The organism is Pseudodesulfovibrio sp. zrk46 (genome assembly GCF_012516435.1).
Lineage (GTDB): Bacteria > Desulfobacterota > Desulfovibrionia > Desulfovibrionales > Desulfovibrionaceae > Pseudodesulfovibrio.
Map to the genome: position 1 here is coordinate 2,671,184 of NZ_CP051216.1, position 20,900 is coordinate 2,692,083.

A 20,900-nucleotide genomic window follows, 5' to 3' on the forward strand; every position below is an offset into this window, starting at 1 on the left:
ATGAAAGAACTGCTTCGTCTTGAAAACATCGAGAAATCCTTTCCCGGCGTCAAAGCACTGGATGGAGTGAGTCTCAGCGTCACCTCCGGTCGTGTGATGGGATTGGTCGGTGAGAATGGCGCGGGTAAGTCCACGCTCATGAAGGTGCTGACTGGTATCTATCAGAGCGAGGTGGGAACCATCACCTATCTCGGGGAAAAGCGTAAGTTCAAAGGGCCTCGCAATTCTCAGGAAGCAGGTATCTCCATCATTCATCAGGAACTCAACCTGCTGCCGGAACTCTCCATTGCAGAGAATATCTTTCTTGGCCGCGAGCCTTCCGGATTCATGGGGCGCATCCGCTGGAAGGAAATGTACGAGCGCGCGGATGAGCTGCTGACTAAACTTGGGGTTTCGCGCTCCTCCCGCACTCGACTCGGCGAACTCTCTATCGGCGAACAGCAGATGGTGGAGATCGCCAAGGCCATTTCCTTCGAGTCGCGCGTCATCATCATGGATGAGCCAACCGATACCCTGACTGAAACCGAGACCCGCGCGCTGTTTGGCGTTATCAACGAACTGCGCGATTCCGGTCACGGCATTGTCTATATTTCCCACCGACTCAAGGAAATCTTTGAGATCTGTGATGACGTTACTGTGTTGCGTGATGGCCAGTTCATCGGTGAGCAGCCCGTTGCCAGCCTCAACGAGGACAAGCTTATTGAGATGATGGTGGGGCGCAAGCTAGAAGAACAGTATCCTCGGATCGATGTGCACCCCGGGCAGGTGAGCTTGCGGGTACGTGACCTTACCGCTCCTCGTCTCAACGGCGTATCCCTGGAACTTCATGAAGGTGAAATCCTCGGCGTTTCAGGGCTCATGGGGTCGGGACGTACTGAATTGATGAAGGCCATCTTTGGAGCCTACCCTTTGGAGGATGGCGAAATTTCAATGTTTGGCAAAACGCTCTCCATCAAACGTCCCAAAGATGCTCTCGATGCGGGGATCGCTTACATCAGCGAGGACCGCAAGGCTGACGGCTTGGTACTGGGAATGTCGGTGAAGAAAAACATGACACTGACCGCACTGCGTCTGTTTTCCACTGGAGGGCATGTGCACAAGGATGAAGAGCGCGGGGCCGTGGACGGCTATATCGATGCCTTTAATATTCGCACCCCGTCACGCTCCCAGCAGGTGGGCAATCTGTCCGGCGGCAATCAACAGAAGGTGGCCATTGCCAAGGGGCTCATGGCCAAACCCAAGGTGCTGATTCTCGATGAACCCACGCGGGGAGTGGACGTTGGGGCTAAAAAGGAAATTTACCAGCTCATCAATACCTTCAAAGCTGAAGGGGTGAGCATCATTCTCGTCTCCTCCGAAATGCCCGAAGTGCTCGGCATGTCAGACCGTATCCTCGTCATGCATGAGGGCAAAGTCTGCGGCGAATACTCGGCGGAAGAGGCTGATCAGGAAAAACTCATGGCCTGTGCCATTGGCCGGGTGCAGGAGGAGGCTCGGGCATGAGCAGCAAAACAGCGACTCAGGAAGTGACATCCGTGTCCATCAAGGAACGTCTCATTCAGCAGAAATCTCTCATCGCGCTCATCGTGATGATCATCATCGTTTCCTTCTTGAACCCTAACTTTTTCACTACGGGCAATATCCTGAACATTCTCCGGCAGACGGCTGTCAACGCCATCATGGCCGTGGGTATGACACTGGTTATTTTGACGGCGGGCATTGACCTGTCCGTAGGTTCGGTGTTGGCCCTCTGTGGCGCAATCGGTGCGAGCATGATCGCGGCTGAAATGCCTGTGGTGCTGGCCGTTGGCGCAGCACTTGGCGCGGGGGCGCTGCTCGGTGCGACCTCAGGTATCATCATTGCCAAGGGTAAGGTGCAGGCTTTCATCGCCACGCTGGTCGCCATGACCATGGTGCGTGGTCTGACACTGGTCTATACCGATGGCCGACCTATCTCTACGGGCTTTACTGATATCGCAGATTCCTTTGCCTTTATCGGCACCGGATATTTGTTCGGTATCCCTATGCCTATCTGGATCATGGCCGTTACCTTTGCGGCTGCCTGGTATCTTCTCAATCATACCCGTCTGGGCCGCTACATTTACGCTCTGGGCGGTAATGAGGAAGCCTCGAAACTCTCCGGCATTAACGTCGATGTGATCAAGATTTCGGTTTATTCCATAGCCGGTTTTTTGTCTGCGCTGTCAGGTCTTATCGTTACCTCCCGTCTTTCTTCGGCCCAGCCGACTGCCGGTTACGGTTACGAGTTGGATGCCATCGCTGCGGTCGTTCTCGGCGGTACCTCTCTCATGGGAGGCAAGGGTACCATCATGGGGACACTGCTCGGCGCGCTTATAATCGGGTTCTTGAACAATGCACTGAATTTACTGGATGTGTCCTCCTATTATCAGATGATAGCCAAGGCGCTTGTCATTCTGCTCGCGGTCCTGGTGGATACGAAAAGTGAGTAAATAAACAACATTAAGGAGTGTAGGATGAAAAAACTGCTGACTCTCACCATGGCTCTGGTTCTGACCCTGGCCCTCGGTGTGTCCGCTCAGGCCAAGGACACCATCGCCCTGGTTGTCTCCACCCTGAACAACCCGTTCTTCGTGACCCTGAAAGATGGTGCCGTGAAGAAAGCTAACGAAATGGGCTACGAGCTCATCGTATTGGATTCCCAGAACGATCCCGCCAAGGAACTGGCCAACGTGGAAGACCTGACAGTGCGCGGCGTCAAGGCCATCCTCATCAACCCCACCGATTCCGATGCTGTTTCCAACGCCATTCGTCTGATCAACGGCGCTGGTATCCCGGTTCTGACTCTGGACCGTGGCGCTTCCCGCGGTAAGGTCGCAGCTCACATCGCTTCCGACAACGTCGCAGGTGGTAAGATGGCTGGTGACTTCATGGCTGAAAAGCTCGGCAAGGGCGCCAAGGTTATCCAGCTCGAAGGTCTGGCCGGTACTTCCGCAGCCCGTGACCGTGGCGCTGGTTTCGCTGAAGCAGTCAAGGCCAACGATTTCAAGGTGCTCGCTTCCCAGCCTGCTGACTTCGACCGTACCAAGGGTTTGAATGTCATGGAAAACCTGCTCGCCAACCACGGCGACGTGCAGGGTGTTTTTGCTCAGAATGATGAGATGGCTCTCGGTGCCATCCGCGCTCTTCAGGCAGCCAACAAGAAGGTTGTCGTTGTCGGCTTCGACGGTACTGATGACGGTGTGGCCGCAGTCAAGCGTGGTGTCATGGCTGGTACCATTGCTCAGCAGCCTGCTCTGATCGGTTCCCTCGGTGTTGAGACCGCTGACAAGGTGCTCAAGGGCCAGAAGGTCGAAGAGTACATCCCGGTTCCGCTGATGGTCGTCAAGTAACGATATTATTCACGAGGTGCGCCGGCCTCTCCCGGCGCACCTCGTTTCAATAAGAGGAGAGGAAGCCGTCCTTGCGGGCGGAGTTGTCAGGTGACTTCGCCTCCGGCGGCCAAAGGGAAAGGCCCTTTGGAATCCCAACCTGCGCCAAAGGCGCAAAAGGGGGATCCAAGGGCGCGAGTCCTTGGCCGCCGGAGGCGAAATCACCCGTCACAGGAGGCCGCAGGCCGACCTCAAATTCTGATTTTCGTACGGAGCCTTTATATGTCCAAACTCATAGTCCTTGGCAGCGTGAATGCCGACCATGTCCTTCAGGTGGATGGTTTTCCCCGTCCCGGCGAAACCGTGCTTGGCCACGGTTACCAGGTTCTGCCGGGCGGCAAAGGTGCCAATCAAGCTGTTGCTGCCGCGAGACTGGGCGCCGATATCGGCTTTATCGCCTGTGTGGGGGATGATGACTTTGGCAAACGCATGATCAAGGCATTTGAAGAGGATGGCATGGACACCCGTGCGGTCATGGCTGTTGATGATATGCCCACGGGCATCGCATTGATTCAGGTGGCGGCAGGGGGCGAGAACTCCATCGCCATTTCTGCCGAGGCCAATGCGTGCCTTACAGTGGATGCCTTGCGTCCGCACCTTGATTTTCTGCGCGATGCGCAAACCCTGCTCATGCAGCTGGAGTCCCCCATTGAGACAATTGAGACTGCGGCGCGTGAAGCAAAAGCGGCGGGAGTGGAAGTGATCTTGAATCCGGCTCCGGCCCAGCCTTTATCTGATGCATTGCTTTCGTGCCTGACAATGATCACACCAAACGAAACCGAGGCCGAATTGTTGACTGGTGTGGTGGTTAAGACCGAGGCGGACGCCCAGAAAGCTGCGGATATTTTGCGTGACAAGGGTGTTGAAATAGTAATAATCACGATGGGTTCACAAGGGGCTTTTTATTGCGGCCCGGACGGCTCTCGCATGGTGTCTGGCTTCAAGGTTGAGGCCACGGATACCACGGCGGCTGGCGATACCTTCAACGGTGCGCTGATGGCCGGTCTTCAGGAGGGCGGCACTATGGACGAGGCGATCCGCTTTGCCCATGCCGCAGCAGCTCTTTCGGTTACTCGGTTGGGTGCCCAGACCTCCATTCCGACCCGTTCGGAAGTGGACGAATTTTTGGAAAACAACGGTTAGGATTTCATGGCAACCATCAAGGATGTAGCAAAACTGGCCGGGGTTTCGACCTCAACTGTCTCTCACGTGCTTAATCGCACTCGCTTCGTCAGTGAGTCGCGGCGAAAGCTCGTTGAGGATGCCGTGCGTGAACTGAATTACCGTCCGTCTTCCATTGCGCGCAGCCTCAAGATTCAACGCACCAAAACCTTCGGCATGCTGGTTACCGCCAGCCGCAACCCATTTTTCGCTGAAGTTGTGCATGGTGTTGAGCGTCGCTGCTATGAGCAGGGGTACACGCTGTTCCTGAGCAACACCGAAGGGGACGTCAAACGCATGGAGACCAGCCTTGATGCGTTGGAAGAGAAGCGCGTTGACGGCTTGCTTCTTCTTTGCGCCGAGGTGAATGACGATATTATCCGACTTCTTGAAGCAGAGCGGAGCGTGCCCATTGTCGTCTTCGATTGGGGACCGGAATCCGACAATGTTGATCGCATCTATGACAACTCCAGTCATGGTGGTTATCTCGCCACCAAATATCTGATCGACAATGGTCACACTGACATTGGGTGCATCTACGGCCCCATTGAACGTCGCTCTTCCCGCGAGCGCGTCGATGGCTATCACAAGGCCATGGAAGAGGCTGGGTTGCCTGTTCGTTCAGAGTGGATGATTGCTGGAGATTATGATTGCGAGGGCGGAGTGCAGGCCATGGTGCAGTATGCCGCCATGGACAAGCGCCCGACTGCCGTGTTCGCAACTAATGACATGATGGCTCTTGGTGTGCTTTCCGAGGCAGGACGACAGGGTATTCGTATTCCGGATGATCTTTCTGTTATCGGCTACGATGATATCTATCTCGTGCGTTACGCTGCGCCGCCCCTTACCACCGTGAAGCAGCCCAAGACCGAGCTGGCCGCCAAGGCCGTGGATACGCTTATCGAGCATCTTGATTCCAAGCGGACCAAGGGCAAGATGATTATCGTTCAGCCCCAGCTCATGGAGCGCGAGTCCGTTAAAAAGCTCGGCTAGGGAAGCTTCGCTTGAGGTTGCGTCAATCTCTCCATGTATTTGTTTGTATACTTATTTTGTGGCGACAGCCGCAGAATGGGATTCCTAAGGCCCTCGGCCTTAGGCCGGGTGCAGGGCAGGAAGCCCTGCTAGCTCATTCTTAATCCCGCCGTAGGCGGTTTCCTCTCCTCTCATACCGTTTCAATCAGCCTTCAAACATACGTTGGGGTGGACCTCTGGGCTTGTGCCTGCTATGTCTGCCATCCCGTGATTACCGTCACGGCTTACCCGCAGCAATTCATATCCTCATTGTTATCGATTCAGCATTTTGAATCGACTATATATTGTATGCACTTACGCAACAGAGAGAGTTATGGGAAAACATATCATCGAAGAAGCCAGTCGTTGTCTGCAATGTAAAAAGCCCCTGTGCAGCAAGGGATGTCCGATTAGCACGCCGCTGAATAAAGTCATTGCCCTCCTTCTGGATGGCAAAATGCTGGAAGCCGGGGCCATGCTGTTCGAGAACAATCCGCTGTCCGTGGTTTGTTCCATGATCTGCCCGCATGAGAATTTCTGTGAAGGCCACTGTATTCTGGGCAAGAAGAGCTCACCCGTTCAGACAAGCGACATCGAAAACTATATCTCCCGCTACTATCTCGATCAGTATAAGCCTGAGGCGGAAGACAACGGCAACGCCGACAAAAAGATCGCGGTCATTGGTTCTGGTCCGGCCGGTATCACCGTGGCGTTCATCCTTGCGCTGAACGGCTACTCCGTAACCCTGTTCGAGTCCGAAGAACGCATTGGTGGCGTCCTGCAGTATGGTATCCCTGAATTCCGTCTGCCCAAGGACCTGCTGGAAAAGCTGCGTAAAATGCTGCTGCAACTGAACGTGAAAATCCGTCCCAATATGATGATCGGTCCGGTCATCAGCCTGGATGACCTGCTGCGCGATGACTACAAAGCCATTTTCATCGGCACCGGTGTGTGGAACCCCCGTCCGTTGCGCCTTACTGGCGAGACCTTGGGACATGTCCATTATGCCATCAACTACCTGAAGAATCCGGACAGCTATGATGTGGGCAAGCGCGTGGCCGTTATCGGTGCGGGCAATGTGGCCATGGATGTGGCGCGTACTGCGCTGCGAAAGGGTGCTCAGGAAGTGATCGTCCTCTACCGTCGCGGCAAGGAAAACATGACCGCCACCAAGTATGAGTATGACTACGCCAAACTGGATGGTGTGCAGTTTGAATTCTTCCGTTCCCCGGTCAGAATCGTGGACGAGGGCGTGATTTGTCAGGAAACCCGTTTGGAAACGGATGACGAGGGCAACTCCCGCATGGTCACTGTGGAAGATTCCGAAAAGCTGTATGAGGCCGACTCTGTGTTCATCGCCGTGAGTCAGGCACCGCGCAGTAACCTGACCGGTATTGAGATCGGCAAGACCGGTCTGGTGATTACTGACGAGCTGGGTCGCACCAACCGCGAAAACATCTTCGCATCCGGTGATGTCGTTACCGGCGCCAAGACTGTTGTCGAGGCCGTGAGCCAGTCCAAGAAGTCTGCTCAGGCGATTATGGATTACGTGTCGAGTCTCGATTAGGCTCGCTGAATCAGGAAATGCAAAGGCCCGCGTCAGGAATGACGCGGGCCTTTTTGTTGGAGCGACCCAACGTAGTATGTCGATAATACCACTCTCTCCTTATGGCGGTGTAGGGTAGCCTCCAAAAATAAGGAGAACATATGTCCAAGAAAGTACTTATCATCTGTGGTGATTTTGTTGAAGATTACGAACTCATGGTGCCGTTTCAGGCGTTGCAGGCCATGGGATACGAAGTAGATGCCGTCTGCCCCGGCAAGAAAATGGGTGATCAGGTGGCAACCGCCATTCATGATTTTGAAGGCCATCAGACCTACACCGAAAAGCCGGGCCACAACTTTACGCTCAATGCTTCTTTCGATTCCGTAAATCTGGATGACTATGCCGGCTTGGTAATTCCTGGCGGTCGTGCTCCGGAATACCTGAGACTGGATGAGAAGGTCCTCGATATGGTTCGCCATTTCGATGAGAAGGGCAAGGTCATCGGTGCTATTTGTCATGGCCCTCAGCTGCTCACCGCTGCCATCAATCTTGACGGTAAAAAAGTCTCTGCCTATCCTGCATGCTCCCCGGACGTTGTTCAGGCTGGCGGTGAATACTGCGCCATCGAGCTGGACGACGCCATTGTTGATGGCAACCTGGTAACCGCCCCGGCCTGGCCAGCTCATCCGCAGTGGATTCGTAAGATTGCCGAACTTCTGGGTTAGTAATAACTGAAGCGGGCGGAAGGACGATTGTCCCATGTGCGAAATATATTCTTCGACACCTCCGTCCCGGTATGAAGCTGTGACTCGATCCGTGCGTTTGTATGGTGGAGTGACCAGTGTCCGCCTGGAACGTGGATTCTGGGACATCTTGGAGGAAATTGCTGCTTCGGAAGGTGTCTCCCTGGCCAAGTTCCTGGAGAATCTCCATGAGGAGGCCATGAATCATCATGGCGAAATCAGTAATTTCGCCTCACTCCTCCGGGTGGTCTGTACCACCTATCTGCGAAAAGTTGCTCCCGGCCTGAAGCAGGCTGTTTAGAGCGAATGAATAAAGAACGGTCAATCGCCCAAGAGGGTGGTTGACCGTTTTTCAAGGATTGAAATGGCGCTTAGTGAACTGACTCAACGCATTGTTAATACCATCCGCAGTGTCCCGTTTGGATATGTGGTTACGTATGGCTACGTGGCCCGTTTGGCTGGCAATCCCCGCGCCGCAAGGCAGGTTTCACGAGTTCTGCATTCCCTCACTCGTAAGGAAGGGCTGCCATGGCATCGCGTCATCAACAGTCAGGGACGCATCTCACTGAAACCGATGCAAGGCTACGAGGAGCAAAGGCAACACCTTGAAAACGAAGGCATTGCCTTTGATGCATCCGGCAAAGTCGATTTGGATCGCTTTCTCTGGCGGCCTGACGAGTTCTAGTCCAGCACTACATTTACCCGCAGGGCACGCAGACCGTGGACGCCCTGAAGATCTTCCAGCATGAGGTGTTCTACCTCGCCTTTCACGTACCCCTTGTCTGTGAGATATTCGAGATATCCCTCGTACTCCTCACGTTCTTTTTCCTGCGTATAGATGACGGCCAACATGCCGGGTTGGGTCAGGCGCTCGTCGGTCCCCCGGATAGTGGATTTGTCGATGCGCTTTTTGATGATCTCGTAGCGCACATTGTAGGAGCCCTCGACCTCGAATTGCTTCTCGTCCACGCGAAACTGAATGGTCAAGGGGGTGGAATGAGCCAATATGAGAGGAGCGCAGGCTAAGGGGTTAGGCAAGGAACTGGTCAATGATTCGGCGAGTCTTGTCATGCGGCACATCATCTTCAGCTGCCACAGACGCAGATTCATGAGCTGAACCGATTCAAAATGGCGCTCCTTGACCATGGATTGGCCAACGTATGCGTTGTACTCCACGCCGTCGGTGCGATATTTTTCAAAATAGTGTGGGAAGATATCCTGTGCATCGACTTCTTCTTCGTCAAGAAAACGTGACAGGCTCTCATTGATAAGGGTTACGGATGCCTCATAGTCCTTGCGGCGTTGGTATAGGGTCCCCAAGAGCGGATTCATTTCCTCGAAATAGGCGTTGATGGGAGCCGAGGAGACGGGCTCGTTATCGCGCACGTTTTCAAGGAAAGGCTCAACCTGCGTGTGCAGATATTCCAGAACAGAGATCTCATCGCCGGAATCCATCTCGCTGCTGATCTGATCATGGATTTTTTGCAGTTTGCTATGATGGTAGTCTGCCAAGGGGAGACACTTGCTGCATATGATCTTCTGCAGTGTTTCAGAGGCAAGTTGGATGTGCTCCAGCAGGTCTGCCTGAATAGCCCTGTTCCGTTGCTCCGAGGAAGAGCGGATGTCCATGGAGCCATATAGTGGGTATACTTCCTCGAACTCGATGTTTTCGAATCGGGCGTCATCACCAGGTGAATTGAGGTAACGGGTTGCAGCTTCCACAAACCTCCATTCAACGCTGGGGTGGATTGCTGTGCAGTGGGCCTTGATGGTGCGCTCGATGCGTGACTCGAACTCGTCCATCTCCTGACGGACGGCGATGCTCAGGACTGGCAGCAAGTCCGCCAGCTTGTATATGGAATTCGAGTTGATCATTTCCGGGCGGCTTGAAGTGAGTTCCAGAGTGGCAATTGTCTTCCCATTCTCCTTCAGCGGAATGAAACCCATACTTTTGATGCCTGATTGCTCCAAAATTTCGTAAATTTCCGTATCAATTTTCTTTTCGGAGACGTTGGGGACAAAGAGCGGATTGCCTGTCTTGAAGACGGTGCCGTATACTGTGCCCATCATCTCTTCCATTCCACCAGGAAAGTCTCGAAACAGGCTGCGCAACATGCAGTTGTCGTTTTGGCGGATGGCCCGGTAGTGGAAGCCCAGACCGGCATTCAGGTCTTCAAGCTGCAGCACTGAGCGGATACGTTGGACGATTCGTTCAAATTTGATTGGATCGTTGAGAGCGTCTCGTTCAACCAGTTCGGATTTGAGTTGAGAAATGTTGGCTCGTTCAGTCACTTCCTGATAGCGCGCAAAAATGAAACCGGAGAAGGTCACCCCATTGAGAGGCATGAGTTCTTTGAGCGTTTTCAGGTCGCTCATGATTAGCAGGCGGGTAAACTGCTCTTTGGGGATTATTTCCAATCCATTGAGCCGAACATCCACGTAGTTGAACGAGTAATTGATGGTGAAATAACGGTCCAGCCGGGTGACTTTGTTGTGGGCTTTCAGAACCAGCTCACGGATGGTGTGCTCCACTTCGTAGTGAATGTCGTAGAGCATGGTGTACGCAAAGAGTTCGTCTTCGTTTCGCAGGGTCTCGCCTTGAGGGAGTACGCTTTCGCTGAGTGACAGTGTTACGTCGTCTGATTCGAGAAGGTTCTTGAACCGGGTTGTGGAGAAAAACGGGGTTGCGTTGTAGGGCTCATAAGCCTTGCATAGGGCATCCTCGTCTTCCAGCCCCGGAAAAACGAATTGCATGAGCAGTCGGACATCTGCCGCATGGGCGACAAGGTCCTCGTTCGTCAGAGGGCGATCAATTATGCCGCCATCGCGCTCCAGCAGTTGAATGATTTTTCGTGCTGCAACAGCGAAAACGGTGTCTTCCTGTTCCAGCATCTCCTTGATCTTGCGATACAGGGGAGCAAAGCTCAGCTCCGTCTGGAACGGCAGGCTGTTGTATGATTGTTTTGTTATGTCTCGCATTGGAGTTCTCAGTACAGTCTGTTCATGCGGTTTGTTAAAGCATAAACGCTGTCTTGTTTGAGGCAATGATAACCCGAAGGTTCTCTGGTCAGTTCTGAAAATCAGGCATTTCTGCCTCTAGCAGTGCTTCGATGTGCTGAATGATTTCAGGGTGTAGTTCGTTTTTGCGGCGGGCAATATAGAGGGTGTTGGTCAGCGGTTTGTAGCCCTGCCACAGGATTTGAAGGTCGCCTCGTTCCACTTCACGACGGCAGAGAAAGTCGGGGATGACTCCCACACCAGTCCCTTTGGAAAGGCTTGTCACGATGGAATGGATGTTGGGTACGATGTAGTTGGGGCGAAAGTCCGGGTATGCTCCGAAATTGAGTTGCCAGAAACGGCGTAGGTGTTCGTTGTCACCAGTGATGCCGTACCATCGTTGGGTGAGGAGCCAATCCATTACTTTCTGCCTGTATCCGGTACCGAGTGCGTCGTGGAAAGCGTTCGCGTCAACATCGCGTCCGGCAGCAAGGACGATGTGTTCCTGAGAGAAAGAACGATAAAGAATGTTTGGCTCATCCTGTTTGTGCGGGGTGACCACCAGATCAATGATGCCCTGCGCCATCTTTTGCAGCAGTTCGCGATACTCGCCGAACTCGAGAATCAGGTTGAAATCAAAGTCCTGAACATGCTTCTCAAGGGTTTCCCGGTAGGTTTCGAAACACATGCCCACCGTGACAGACGGTGTGTCTTCACGGGTGGATTTTTGAAAGTTCTTTTCCACCTCGGTCAGTTGATTGATGATGTCTACCACCGAGTTGTAAAGGAGTTTTCCCCGCTCCGTCGGGATGAGGCGGCGGGGTGCACGCTCGAATAGTTTGTGTCCAACATGGTCTTCCAGGGAGGAGAGGTGCAGACTTACGCCCGGCTGAGAGATGAAGAGCGCTTCTGCGGCTGCGGTCATGCTCCCTTTTTCGTATACGGTTTTGAAGGTTCTGAGCCATTCTAGATTGATCATGGCTACTCCTATTATAATTATGATGACAAAATATGATTTGTCTTATTTCACTCATAAATAGTCTTGGTCTAATTGATGTCAACAGGCAGGGCTGAAATGCACTGCGTAATAGGAAAGATTAAACGACATTTCATATTTTCAAGGAGAAACATCATGAAAGTGATCGCTGTGAACGGTAGTCCACGAAAGGGCGGAAATACTGACAATATGCTCAAGCACGCGCTGGATCATATGGAAAAGGCGGGCTGGGAAACCGAGTTCGTGCAACTGGGAGGTCGCAACATCCGTGGCTGTATGGCGTGTGGCAAGTGTTGGGAAAACAAGGACTTCAAGTGCATCGTCAACAACGACATCTTCAATGAAATCATGGAGAAGATGCTTGAGGCTGACGCCATCATCCTTGGCTCTCCCACTTATTTTTCTGATGTCAGCGCAGAACTCAAGGCGCTCCTTGACCGTTCCGGTATGGTCGCTTTGGCCAATGATCGCGCCTTTGCCGGAAAGATCGGCACCGCTGTTGTTGCCGTTCGTCGTGGCGGAGGCATTCATGTCTTTGACACCATCAATCATATGTACCTGATGTCCCAGATGATCGTTCCCGGTGCTACATACTGGAATCTTGGTCGTGGGCTGGACAAGGGGGAAGTGCTGGATGATCCCGAAGGTCTGGACAACATGAAAACCATGGCCGAGACCATTGACTGGCTTGGCAGGGCAATGAAGCCGCATCAGGGTACCTTCCCGAAAAATAACGATTTCTTTGGCTAAAGTATAAATAATCATTCGCTTTCAAAGGGCTCCGTCGCATTGGCGGGGCCCTTTTTTTTGTTGACCATGCAACTTTCTTGTTGACTATGCAACTTTCTTGTTATTATCTTGAACGAACGTTTGACTTAGATGAGCAAGGGGCATAGAGATGCCTCATGCGATGGATTAAATCGCGTGTTTTAATCCGGTTCAAAGAGGAAGGGTATGACGAATAATCCTGAAAAAGCATTGAGTCGAAAAGCGCAGGGTGAGGAGACTCGCGCTGTCCTGATCGACGTTGGCGCGCGCCTGTTCGCCCAGAACGGTTTTCATGGTGTGTCCATGCGGACCTTGGCGGCCGAGGCCGGGGTGAATCTCGCCACAGTCGGCTATCACTTCGGTGGCAAGCAGGGACTGTATGAAGCGATCATGGATGCCATCATCGAAGTGCGGGACGATTTCTTCCCCACAGCGGAGCAGGTTCGCGAGCGGTTTGCCGACCTCAAGACACCGGAAGAGAAGGGTGAGGGCGTATCCTGGTATGTGGATGCTTTGACCCGTGGTATTCTGGGCATGAAAAAGCACATTTGGCCCTCGTTTCTCCTTTCCCGTGAGTTGGCCCAACCTACTCAGTCTTATCCCAAGTTAGAAAAAGAATTTTTTGATCCTTCGTTCGAATCCCTCATGGCGCTCGTCAAAAGCGTTTTGCCTGAGGACACTGACGAAGAAGAATACGTCATCACCGCCCACACCATCATCGGCACTCTGACCAAATTTCTGGAAGGCCATGACATCATCTGCAAGCGCATGGAGTGGGAAAGTTATGAAGGCCACGGCCTTGAAAAAATTATCACAGTAGTTTGCAAACGAATCCGAGGCTCTTTGGGCCTCCCTATGGAGAACGCATAATGAAACGCTATATCCTTTTGATCGCGTTGCTGGCCCTGCCGTTGCTGCATGCCTGCAATGATGCCCCTGCTACGGTGGAGGTTCCCATCCGTCCGGTTAAGACTGTGGTGGTGAGTTCCAGTGACATGGGCCGTCAGTGGACCTTTGCCGGTACTGCAGAAGACGCTCTTGAGACCGACCTGTCCTTCCGTGTCAGCGGCAAGATCATCTCCTTTCCAGGTGATCAGATTGGTCGTCGTTTTTCCAAGGGGGACGTCATTGCCCGTCTGGATCCTGCCGACTACGAGCTGGAACTCCGTCAGGCCAAGGCCAATCTGGAGCAGGTGCGCGCCAACTATGTTCGCGCAAAGGCTGACATGGAGCGTAACTCCCAGTTGTTTGAACGTAACGTGATCTCTCGTGGCGAGTTGGATCAGATTGAGGCTGATTTCAAGTCCTACGAAGCGCAGCTTTCCGCCTCTGCCAAGCAACTCGATATTGCCCGCAAGCACTTGAACTACACTACGCTGCATGCTCCCTTTGACGGTTGGATCGGCAAGGTGGAGACCAAGATTCACCAGAATGTCAATGCCGGTCAGTCCGTGGTTTCGCTTAACGCGGGTCGCCAGATGAAGATGTACATCTCCGTTCCCGACATGCTTATTTCCAACGTCCATGAAGGTGACGAAGTGGAAGTGCGCTTTGACGCCCTGCCGGGCCGCACCATGCTGGGCAAGGTCATGGAAGTCAGCGTTGATTCCACGGTTGGTTCCACCTATCCAGTGAAGGTCTATCTGGATAACGAAGACAAGCTGGTTCGCTCCGGTATGTCCGGCCATGTGAGCTTCATCGGCAAAGGCTCTGATGCCGCCGCCTACTACCTGCCCAGCGTGGCCATATTGGGCGAGTCCGATGGGACCCGTGCCGTCTGGATTGTTGATCCTGCCACTTCCACCGTGCGCAAGCAGCGCATCGCAGTGGGACGTCTCAGCGCGCTCGGTATTGAGGTGCTGGATGGCGTCAAGGACGGAGACGTGGTTGTGGTGCGCGGCGTACACCATTTGAAAGAGGGCCTGAAGGTCCGCGTCAAGAAGACGGAGGGCTAGGCCGTGAATCTCGCCAAATGGTGCATTGAGAACAATCGCACCTCGATAGCCCTTTTCCTTATCATCGCCTTGGGCGGCGTGATGACGTTCATCAATATCCCCAAGGACGAGGACCCGGATTTTACCATTCGTACGGCTCTGGTCATGACCCAGTTCCCCGGTGCCTCTCCACAGCGTGTGGAGGAACAGGTCACTGACAAGCTCGAAGAGAAGATTCGTGAACTGGATGGCCTCAAGGTGGTCCGCTCCCAGTCCATGACCGGTGTTTCCCTCATTGAGGTGGAATTTCTCGATGCCATCAAGGAGATGGGCCCTACGTGGCAGAAGCTTCGCAACAAGGTGACCGATGCTGAAACCGATCTCCCTTCTGAAGCTTCCAAGCCCTACGTCAACGACGAGTTTGGTGATGTCTTCGGCATGGTGGTCTCTATCACTGGTGACGGTTTTTCCTACCGAGAGCTGAAAGATGTTGCCGATGATGTGCGTGACCAGATTTTGAAGGTCGATGGCGTTGGCAAGGTCGAGCGGTGGGGTGAGCAGGACGAGCGCATCTTTGTTGAGTTCTCCAACTCCCGTATGGCTTCTGCTGGCGTGTCTCCGTTTGCACTGGCCCAGATCATCGATCGCCAGAACACCATTCAGCCTTCCGGCTCCAGTCAGGTGGGTAGCGAGCGCATCGTCATTGAGCCCACTGGTGAGTTCAAAGGGCTGGAAGATATCTATTCCATCGCCATTCGCCCTCCGGGCCAGAAAAGCTCCGTGCGTTTGGCTGATGTTACCACCATCACCCGTGGTTTCTCTGATCCGCCGTCCACCATGGCCCGTTTCAACGGTGAGCCCGGTCTCTTCCTTGCCATTGCAATGGAAGACGGTGGTAACATCACTGAGTTGGGTGAGCGCGTGCGCGCCAAGCTGGGCGAGATCAACAAGAATCTCTACCACGGTCTCGACATGGACGTGGTGGTGTTCCAGCCTGATTACGTCAATGCCGCCATCACGGATTTTATGATCAACCTGCTTGAGTCCTTCGGCTTCGTCGTCATCGTTATTTTGGTATTCGCAGGGCTGCGCACTGGTATCATCGCAGGTTCGCTGGTGCCCATGGCCATGCTTGGCTGCATCGGTCTCATGCCGTTCTTCGATGTTGGGTTGCAGCGCATTTCCATTGCTTCGCTTATCATCTCCCTCGGTATTCTCGTCGATAACGGCGTGGTTGTGTCCGAGGCCATTCTGGTGCGTCTTGCCTCTGGCGAGGAACGTCTGAAAGCGGTGGCCGGAGCTGTCAGTGAGCTGTGGATGCCGCTTTTGGCAGCATCTTTGACCACGATTTTCGCCTTTCTGCCTATTCCGCTGGCAGAGAACGCAACTGGTGAGTTCTGCTTCTCACTGTTCGTGGTTGTGACCTTGGCGCTGGCCTGCTCCTGGGGCCTGTCCATGTCCATGGTTCCTATGATGTGCTACTACATCCTCAAACCGAAGATTCAGGTTCAGACCTATGCCAGCCGTATGTATCGCTGGTATCGCAGATTGCTCCTGCTTAGCCTGCGCAATCGTACCGTGTGCGTTGTCAGCATCATGCTCTTGTGCGGTGTTGCACTCTGGGGTTTCAAGTTTGTGCCCAAGATGTTCTTCCCTCCCAACGAACGCGCACAGTTTACCATCGACTTCTGGCAGCCTTACGGTACTGACATCACGGCCACTCGTGACCGTGTGGCCAAGCTTGAAGACTTCTTGCTGGCCGATAAAGATGTGGATGGCGTGGCCGTATTCGTTGGTCACGGTGGCCCTCGTTGGTATCTGCCCCTTAACCTTGAGCAGCAGAACTCCAACCTTGCCACCTTCATCATCAACACCAAGTCTGTCGAATCTGTTGATCCTCTCATCGAGCGTGCACGCCATGAAATGGAGTCCAACTTTCCAGATGCCGACTTCAGTCTGAAGAAGCTCATGAATGGTCCGCCGGTTGGCGCGCCGTTGCAGATTCGTATTAGCGGACCGGATATCAAGACGTTGTATACGTTGCGTGACAAAGTGGTTGGAATCGTCGAGGCTCAGCAGGGTATCACCCGTGTATGGGACGACTGGGGTCAGTGGACCAAGAAGATGATGGTGCAGGTGGATCAGGACAAGGCTCGTGAAGCTGGCATCACCAGTTTCGACGTGGCTGTCAGCCTCCAGACCTCCATGAGCGGTCTTCAGGCATCTACCTATCGCGAGGGCGACACTAATATTCCCATTGTTCTTCGTAACGATGAAGGCTTCCGCGACCACCTTGACAAGATTGATTCCATCAATGTCTATTCTTACGAAGAGGGTACTAATGTGCCTCTGAGTCAGGTGGCGACTTCCAAGCTCGACTGGCAGCCTTCGGATATCCGTCGGCGCGATCAGGCGCGCACCATGACCGTCAAGGCAGACGTTGCCAACGGCTTCTTTGCCCTGTCCATTCTCGGCAAGGTTCGCCCTGAGATCAATGCTCTCATGAAGGGGGAAGACTGGCCACTTGGTTACACTGTCGAGTACGGCGGTGAATTCGAGAAGAGTGTGGAATCTCAGGAAGCGATAAACGCCAACATGCCGCTGGCCATGGGCCTTCTCGTGCTGGTCCTCATCTTCCAGTTCAACTCCTTCCGGCGTCCGCTCATCATTCTGCTGACTTTGCCACCTATGATGATCGGCATCACGGCGGGTATGATCAGTACCAATGCGCCGTTCGGCTTCATGCCCATGCTTGGTATGATCTCATTGCTCGGCATCATCGTGAATAACGCGATTATGCTCATAGACCGCATTGAGATTCAGCGCGGTCGCGGCATGGATCTGGCCGACGCTATTGTGCTTTCCTCCATGGAGCGCGCACGGCCCATCATCATGACGGCAACCACCACGATCATCGGCATGATTCCGCTGTCTTTGCAGGGCGGTGAAATGTGGCGGCCCATGGCAAACCTGATCATGTCGGGTCTGGCATTCGCCACTGTCCTGACATTGGTACTGTGCCCGGTTCTGTATTCCATCTTCTTTGGCCAGCGATTCAAGGAATATGTGTGGAACCCTGAAGTGGTAGAGCAGGGAAGTGACATCCCGGTTCCGTCCGCTTAGTCAGCACAGACAATACTAAAACAAACCGCCTTGCCGTCAGATGATGGCAAGGCGGTTTTCATTGATATACGGAGTGAGATTAGCCCGATGCGTTGCGAATGGCGTTGAGGAAACGTGAGCGAAGTTTTTCGCCCATGAGAGCCTTTTTGACAGGGCTGATTTTGAGGAAACCGCCGACAATGCCGCGCATGAATCCTTCAACCTGACTGTTGGGATTATCGAAGATGAGATTCTGCAAGGTGTCACGTTCCAGCGACTGGATGATGACGCGTTCAAAAGAGTCTTCGGGATGGAATACTTTCTGGTCTCGTTTATGGAGTTCCATTGATTTCGGTTTGCATTTCAAAGCACAGACTCCACAACCGAGACAGAGGTCCTGATCTACGACAGCGTATTTGCGCTTCTTCTCTCCGGGGGAAGTGGGGCGTTCCTGCATGGTGACAGCATCAATCGGGCAGGCACGAACGCACTTGCCGCAGCCGTTGCATGAGTCTTCATCACATTTGGCAATGAATGATGAAGTGACCAGTATTCCGGGATAGCCGCTGTGTTTGATGCCGTGCATGAGATTGCAGCAGCAACCGCAGCAATGGCAGACGAAGCCAGCTCCCTGCTTTACGTTATCAGTGGACAGGGTGAACCCCATGTCCTTGGAGCGGGCGAAGATGTCCAGAAATTCGCTTTTGTCCACCTGACGGGCGAACTCGTTTCGAATGAGAAATTCGGCGGATGAGCCCATGGAGGTACAAGTCTCCAATGGAACATCGCAACCCTGTGTGCCCAAGTGGTGCTTTTCATGGCGGCATGCGCATAGGCTGACAGCGAAAAGATCTTGGTCTTCAATGAGAGCGGAAGCCTTCTCGTAATCGAGGATTTCCACATGGTCGACATCGCGCACTGTCTCCTCATAGGGAAGAGCGCGCATGACAGATACCTGCTGTCCATCTCCGAAGTTCGCTTCCATGAAAGCGTTGTCGCCGAACATATACGCCTGAAAGAGTTCAGCCCACTTGGCGGGTTGAAGCTCGCCGCGGGTGCGCATCATGGAGAATTCGAAGAAGCCGATGACAAAAGGAGCGATCATGTACTGGTACTGCTCGCCGTCGTGGATGTCGCAGATGAGGCCCTTGTGACACATCTCCGGCAGCATTTTGTGGAGTCGGGGCTCGTTTATCCCCGTGACTCTGGCCACCCGCTGGATAGTTGAGGGGCGGTAGGGCATCCGTGTGATGAGCTCGGCCTCTCCAGGTGTGTAAAGGGCTTCAAGCATGTCGCGCATGGCCTTTGACCAAGGCATGCGCACAGGCGTGTTGTCGAGCGTGTTTCCCAGTTGCCGATAGACGTCTTTACCTATGATGTGTCCCATGCAGAAGTCCCTACACCCGAGTTCTGGAATTGACAATGAAAGCCATAGAAAAGGGGCGCCCCGAATGGGACGCCCCTGGATTGCTTTTCAGCGGGTCAGACTACTTGACCTTGCCTGCTTTCCAGGCCTTGATCAGCTGATCGTAGTCGACGGTTTCGCCCTGAGGCTTCTCGTTGGCCAGCTTGGCCTTCGGGGAACCGGGCTGATTGAGCCAGTAAGCCTCGTCGCGGGGCTTGTTCAGCTTGGGACCGCATTCGCCGAGGATGTCGGCGCGTTCGAGACGCATGAGGATCTTGTCCTGTTCCTTTGCCAGGTTGTCCATGGCGGTGGAAACAGTGACTTCACCAGCAACGGCTTCACCGATGTTCTGCCACCAAAGCTGAGCCAGCTTGGGGTAATCGGGAACGTTGGTGCCGGTGGGGGTCCATGCAACGCGAGCGGGGGAACGGTAGAATTCCACCAGGCCGCCCAGCATGGGAGCACGTTCGGTGAAAGACTTGTCGTTGATGTCGGAGTTGCGGATGGGGGTCAGACCGACGTGGGTCTTCTTCAGGGAAGTGGTCTTGGCAACGCAGAACTGTGCGAACAGCCATGCAGCCTGACGACGCTTCAGCGGGGTGGACTTCAGCAGGGTCCAGGAACCGCAGTCCTGGTAACCGAGCTTCTGGCCTTCTTCCCAGTAAGGACCGTGCGGGGACGGAGCCATACGCCACAGCGGCTTGCCAGCGGCATCCACAGTGTTGTTACCCTTGGACTGGGGCTCAACCAGGGAAGCGGTGAAGGCAGTGTACCAGAAGATCTGCTGGGCAACGTTACCCTTGGCCAGGGACGGGAGGGACTGGTAGAAGTCCATGCCCAGAGCACCCGGAGGGGCGTACTTACGCAGCCATTCCATGTACTTGCGGAGAGCGTACTTAGCAGCGGGGCCGTTGGTGGCGCCACCACGAGCAACGGTGGAACCGACAGGGCGGCAACCGTCTACGCGGATGCCCCATTCGTCAACGGGCTTACCGTTGGGGATACCCTTGTCGCCAGCGCCAGCCATGGACAGCCATGCGTCAGTGAAACGCCAGCCGAGGTCCGGAGCTTTCTTGCCGTAATCCATGTGGCCGTAGATGGCCTTGCCGTCGATTTCACGAACATCGTTGGTGAAGAAGTCAGCGATATCTTCGTAAGCGGACCAGTTCACGGGAACGCCCAGTTCGTAGCCGTACTTGGCTTTGAAAGCCTTCTTCAGTTCAGGCTTCTGGAACCAGTCGTAACGGAACCAGTACAGGTTCGCGAACTGTTGGTCAGGCAGCTGGTAGAGCTTGCCGTCAGGACCGGTGGTGAAGGACTTACCCATGAAGTCGTCGATGTCCAGGGTGGGCAGGGTAACGGACTTACCTTCGCCTGCCATCCAGTCGGTCAGGTTGACAACTTTACCGGAGCGGAAGTGGGTACCGATGAGGTCAGAGTCGTTGATGTAAGCATCAAAGACGTTCTCACCGGACTGGAACTGGACCTGCAGTTTTTCGATGACGTCACCTTCGCCGATCAGGTCATGGGTGACCTTGATGCCGGTGATTTCATAGAAAGCTTTTGCGAGTACCTTGGATTCGTACTCGTGAGTGGGGATTGTTTCGGAAACAACTTTGATTTCCATGCCTTTGAAAGGTTCAGCAGCTTTGATGAACCATTCCATTTCCTTCATCTGCTCTGCTTTGGACAGAGTAGACGGCTGGAACTCGTTGTCGACCCATTTTTTGGCAGCCTTCATGTCGGCCATACCGACACTGGCGAGGCTGAGGAATGCCAGCGTGAGCATCCCGGTCATCACTAAACGCCGCAACTTCATACGTACC

Annotated in this window: 17 protein-coding genes; 13 read left to right on the plus strand and 4 right to left on the minus strand. The window is 53.9% G+C overall.

The features are described from left to right. From rbsA to HFN16_RS12180, 9 genes are all read left to right on the plus strand, one after another. The gene (rbsA, locus tag HFN16_RS12140; RefSeq protein WP_168891005.1) at window positions 1-1,503 is read left to right on the plus strand and encodes a ribose ABC transporter ATP-binding protein RbsA; all 1,503 of its coding nucleotides are present in this window, start codon (window positions 1-3) and stop codon (window positions 1,501-1,503) included. After that, complete coding sequence (rbsC, locus tag HFN16_RS12145; protein WP_168891006.1) at window positions 1,500-2,471, plus strand: ribose ABC transporter permease; 972 nt, start codon at window positions 1,500-1,502, stop codon at window positions 2,469-2,471. Before rbsA ends, rbsC begins: the two co-directional genes overlap by 4 nt. Before the next feature lie 24 nt (window positions 2,472-2,495). Then, entirely contained in the window at window positions 2,496-3,371 is an 876-nt protein-coding gene (gene rbsB, locus HFN16_RS12150) for a ribose ABC transporter substrate-binding protein RbsB (protein WP_168891007.1), read from the plus strand. Window positions 3,372-3,632: 261 nt separating this feature from the next. After that, window positions 3,633-4,553: a ribokinase gene (gene rbsK, locus HFN16_RS12155; protein ID WP_168891008.1), complete on the plus strand. Its 921-nt coding sequence runs from the start codon at window positions 3,633-3,635 to the stop codon at window positions 4,551-4,553. Between the two features lie 6 nt (window positions 4,554-4,559). Beyond that, on the plus strand, window positions 4,560-5,564 hold the full coding sequence (locus HFN16_RS12160; RefSeq protein WP_168891009.1) for a substrate-binding domain-containing protein: 1,005 nt from the start codon (window positions 4,560-4,562) through the stop codon (window positions 5,562-5,564). 352 nt (window positions 5,565-5,916) lie between these two features. Continuing rightward, window positions 5,917-7,149, plus strand: coding sequence for an NAD(P)-dependent oxidoreductase (locus HFN16_RS12165; RefSeq protein WP_168891010.1), 1,233 nt, complete (start codon window positions 5,917-5,919; stop codon window positions 7,147-7,149). 140 nt (window positions 7,150-7,289) lie between these two features. Next, window positions 7,290-7,853 (plus strand): DJ-1/PfpI family protein, encoded by a 564-nt coding sequence (locus HFN16_RS12170; RefSeq protein ID WP_168891011.1) that lies wholly within the window; start codon window positions 7,290-7,292, stop codon window positions 7,851-7,853. A gap of 34 nt (window positions 7,854-7,887) precedes the next feature. Then, window positions 7,888-8,172 (plus strand): ribbon-helix-helix domain-containing protein, encoded by a 285-nt coding sequence (locus HFN16_RS12175; protein ID WP_168891012.1) that lies wholly within the window; start codon window positions 7,888-7,890, stop codon window positions 8,170-8,172. Window positions 8,173-8,235: 63 nt separating this feature from the next. Continuing rightward, on the plus strand, window positions 8,236-8,556 hold the full coding sequence (locus HFN16_RS12180) for an MGMT family protein (protein ID WP_168891013.1): 321 nt from the start codon (window positions 8,236-8,238) through the stop codon (window positions 8,554-8,556). Here the strand turns inward: HFN16_RS12180 and HFN16_RS12185 are convergent. Then, a complete protein-coding gene (locus HFN16_RS12185) occupies window positions 8,553-10,850 on the minus strand; it encodes a GAF domain-containing protein (protein ID WP_168891014.1) in 2,298 nt (765 codons plus the stop codon). The genes HFN16_RS12180 and HFN16_RS12185 overlap by 4 nt on opposite strands. An 88-nt stretch (window positions 10,851-10,938) precedes the next feature. After that, window positions 10,939-11,847, minus strand: coding sequence for a LysR family transcriptional regulator (locus tag HFN16_RS12190; protein ID WP_168891015.1), 909 nt, complete (start codon window positions 11,845-11,847; stop codon window positions 10,939-10,941). Between the two features lie 153 nt (window positions 11,848-12,000). Here HFN16_RS12190 and HFN16_RS12195 point away from each other — a divergent pair, with 153 nt between their 5' ends. The 4 genes from HFN16_RS12195 to HFN16_RS12210 all read left to right on the plus strand — a co-directional run bounded on the left by HFN16_RS12195 (window position 12,001) and on the right by HFN16_RS12210 (window position 17,690). Further along, complete coding sequence (locus HFN16_RS12195) at window positions 12,001-12,615, plus strand: flavodoxin family protein (RefSeq protein WP_168891016.1); 615 nt, start codon at window positions 12,001-12,003, stop codon at window positions 12,613-12,615. Window positions 12,616-12,819: 204 nt separating this feature from the next. Then, on the plus strand, window positions 12,820-13,503 hold the full coding sequence (locus HFN16_RS12200; protein WP_168891017.1) for a CerR family C-terminal domain-containing protein: 684 nt from the start codon (window positions 12,820-12,822) through the stop codon (window positions 13,501-13,503). Continuing rightward, window positions 13,503-14,588: an efflux RND transporter periplasmic adaptor subunit gene (locus tag HFN16_RS12205; protein ID WP_168891018.1), complete on the plus strand. Its 1,086-nt coding sequence runs from the start codon at window positions 13,503-13,505 to the stop codon at window positions 14,586-14,588. The genes HFN16_RS12200 and HFN16_RS12205 overlap by 1 nt, the downstream gene beginning before the upstream one ends. Before the next feature lie 3 nt (window positions 14,589-14,591). Next, complete coding sequence (locus tag HFN16_RS12210) at window positions 14,592-17,690, plus strand: efflux RND transporter permease subunit (RefSeq protein ID WP_168891019.1); 3,099 nt, start codon at window positions 14,592-14,594, stop codon at window positions 17,688-17,690. Between the two features lie 79 nt (window positions 17,691-17,769). Here the strand turns inward: HFN16_RS12210 and HFN16_RS12215 are convergent, their stop codons facing one another. Continuing rightward, a complete protein-coding gene (locus HFN16_RS12215) occupies window positions 17,770-19,056 on the minus strand; it encodes a 4Fe-4S dicluster domain-containing protein (protein ID WP_168891020.1) in 1,287 nt (428 codons plus the stop codon). A 100-nt stretch (window positions 19,057-19,156) separates the two neighbouring features. Beyond that, window positions 19,157-20,893, minus strand: coding sequence for an ABC transporter substrate-binding protein (locus tag HFN16_RS12220; RefSeq protein ID WP_168891021.1), 1,737 nt, complete (start codon window positions 20,891-20,893; stop codon window positions 19,157-19,159). Window positions 20,894-20,900 lie beyond the last annotated feature (7 nt).

Bases quoted from the DNA above. Each gene is read 5' to 3' on its own strand.
- rbsB (WP_168891007.1), top strand. From the start codon at position 2,496: ATGAAAAAACTGCTGACTCTCACCATGGCTCTGGTTCTGACCCTGGCC.
- rbsA (WP_168891005.1), top strand. From the start codon at position 1: ATGAAAGAACTGCTTCGTCTTGAAAACATCGAGAAATCCTTTCCCGGC.
- rbsK (WP_168891008.1), top strand. From the start codon at position 3,633: ATGTCCAAACTCATAGTCCTTGGCAGCGTGAATGCCGACCATGTCCTT.
- HFN16_RS12195 (WP_168891016.1), top strand. From the start codon at position 12,001: ATGAAAGTGATCGCTGTGAACGGTAGTCCACGAAAGGGCGGAAATACT.
- HFN16_RS12185 (WP_168891014.1), bottom strand. From the start codon at position 10,850: ATGCGAGACATAACAAAACAATCATACAACAGCCTGCCGTTCCAGACG.
- rbsC (WP_168891006.1), top strand. From the start codon at position 1,500: ATGAGCAGCAAAACAGCGACTCAGGAAGTGACATCCGTGTCCATCAAG.
- HFN16_RS12215 (WP_168891020.1), bottom strand. From the start codon at position 19,056: ATGGGACACATCATAGGTAAAGACGTCTATCGGCAACTGGGAAACACG.
- HFN16_RS12175 (WP_168891012.1), top strand. From the start codon at position 7,888: ATGTGCGAAATATATTCTTCGACACCTCCGTCCCGGTATGAAGCTGTG.
- HFN16_RS12170 (WP_168891011.1), top strand. From the start codon at position 7,290: ATGTCCAAGAAAGTACTTATCATCTGTGGTGATTTTGTTGAAGATTAC.
- HFN16_RS12165 (WP_168891010.1), top strand. From the start codon at position 5,917: ATGGGAAAACATATCATCGAAGAAGCCAGTCGTTGTCTGCAATGTAAA.
- HFN16_RS12160 (WP_168891009.1), top strand. From the start codon at position 4,560: ATGGCAACCATCAAGGATGTAGCAAAACTGGCCGGGGTTTCGACCTCA.
- HFN16_RS12205 (WP_168891018.1), top strand. From the start codon at position 13,503: ATGAAACGCTATATCCTTTTGATCGCGTTGCTGGCCCTGCCGTTGCTG.
- HFN16_RS12200 (WP_168891017.1), top strand. From the start codon at position 12,820: ATGACGAATAATCCTGAAAAAGCATTGAGTCGAAAAGCGCAGGGTGAG.
- HFN16_RS12220 (WP_168891021.1), bottom strand. From the start codon at position 20,893: ATGAAGTTGCGGCGTTTAGTGATGACCGGGATGCTCACGCTGGCATTC.
- HFN16_RS12180 (WP_168891013.1), top strand. From the start codon at position 8,236: ATGGCGCTTAGTGAACTGACTCAACGCATTGTTAATACCATCCGCAGT.
- HFN16_RS12190 (WP_168891015.1), bottom strand. From the start codon at position 11,847: ATGATCAATCTAGAATGGCTCAGAACCTTCAAAACCGTATACGAAAAA.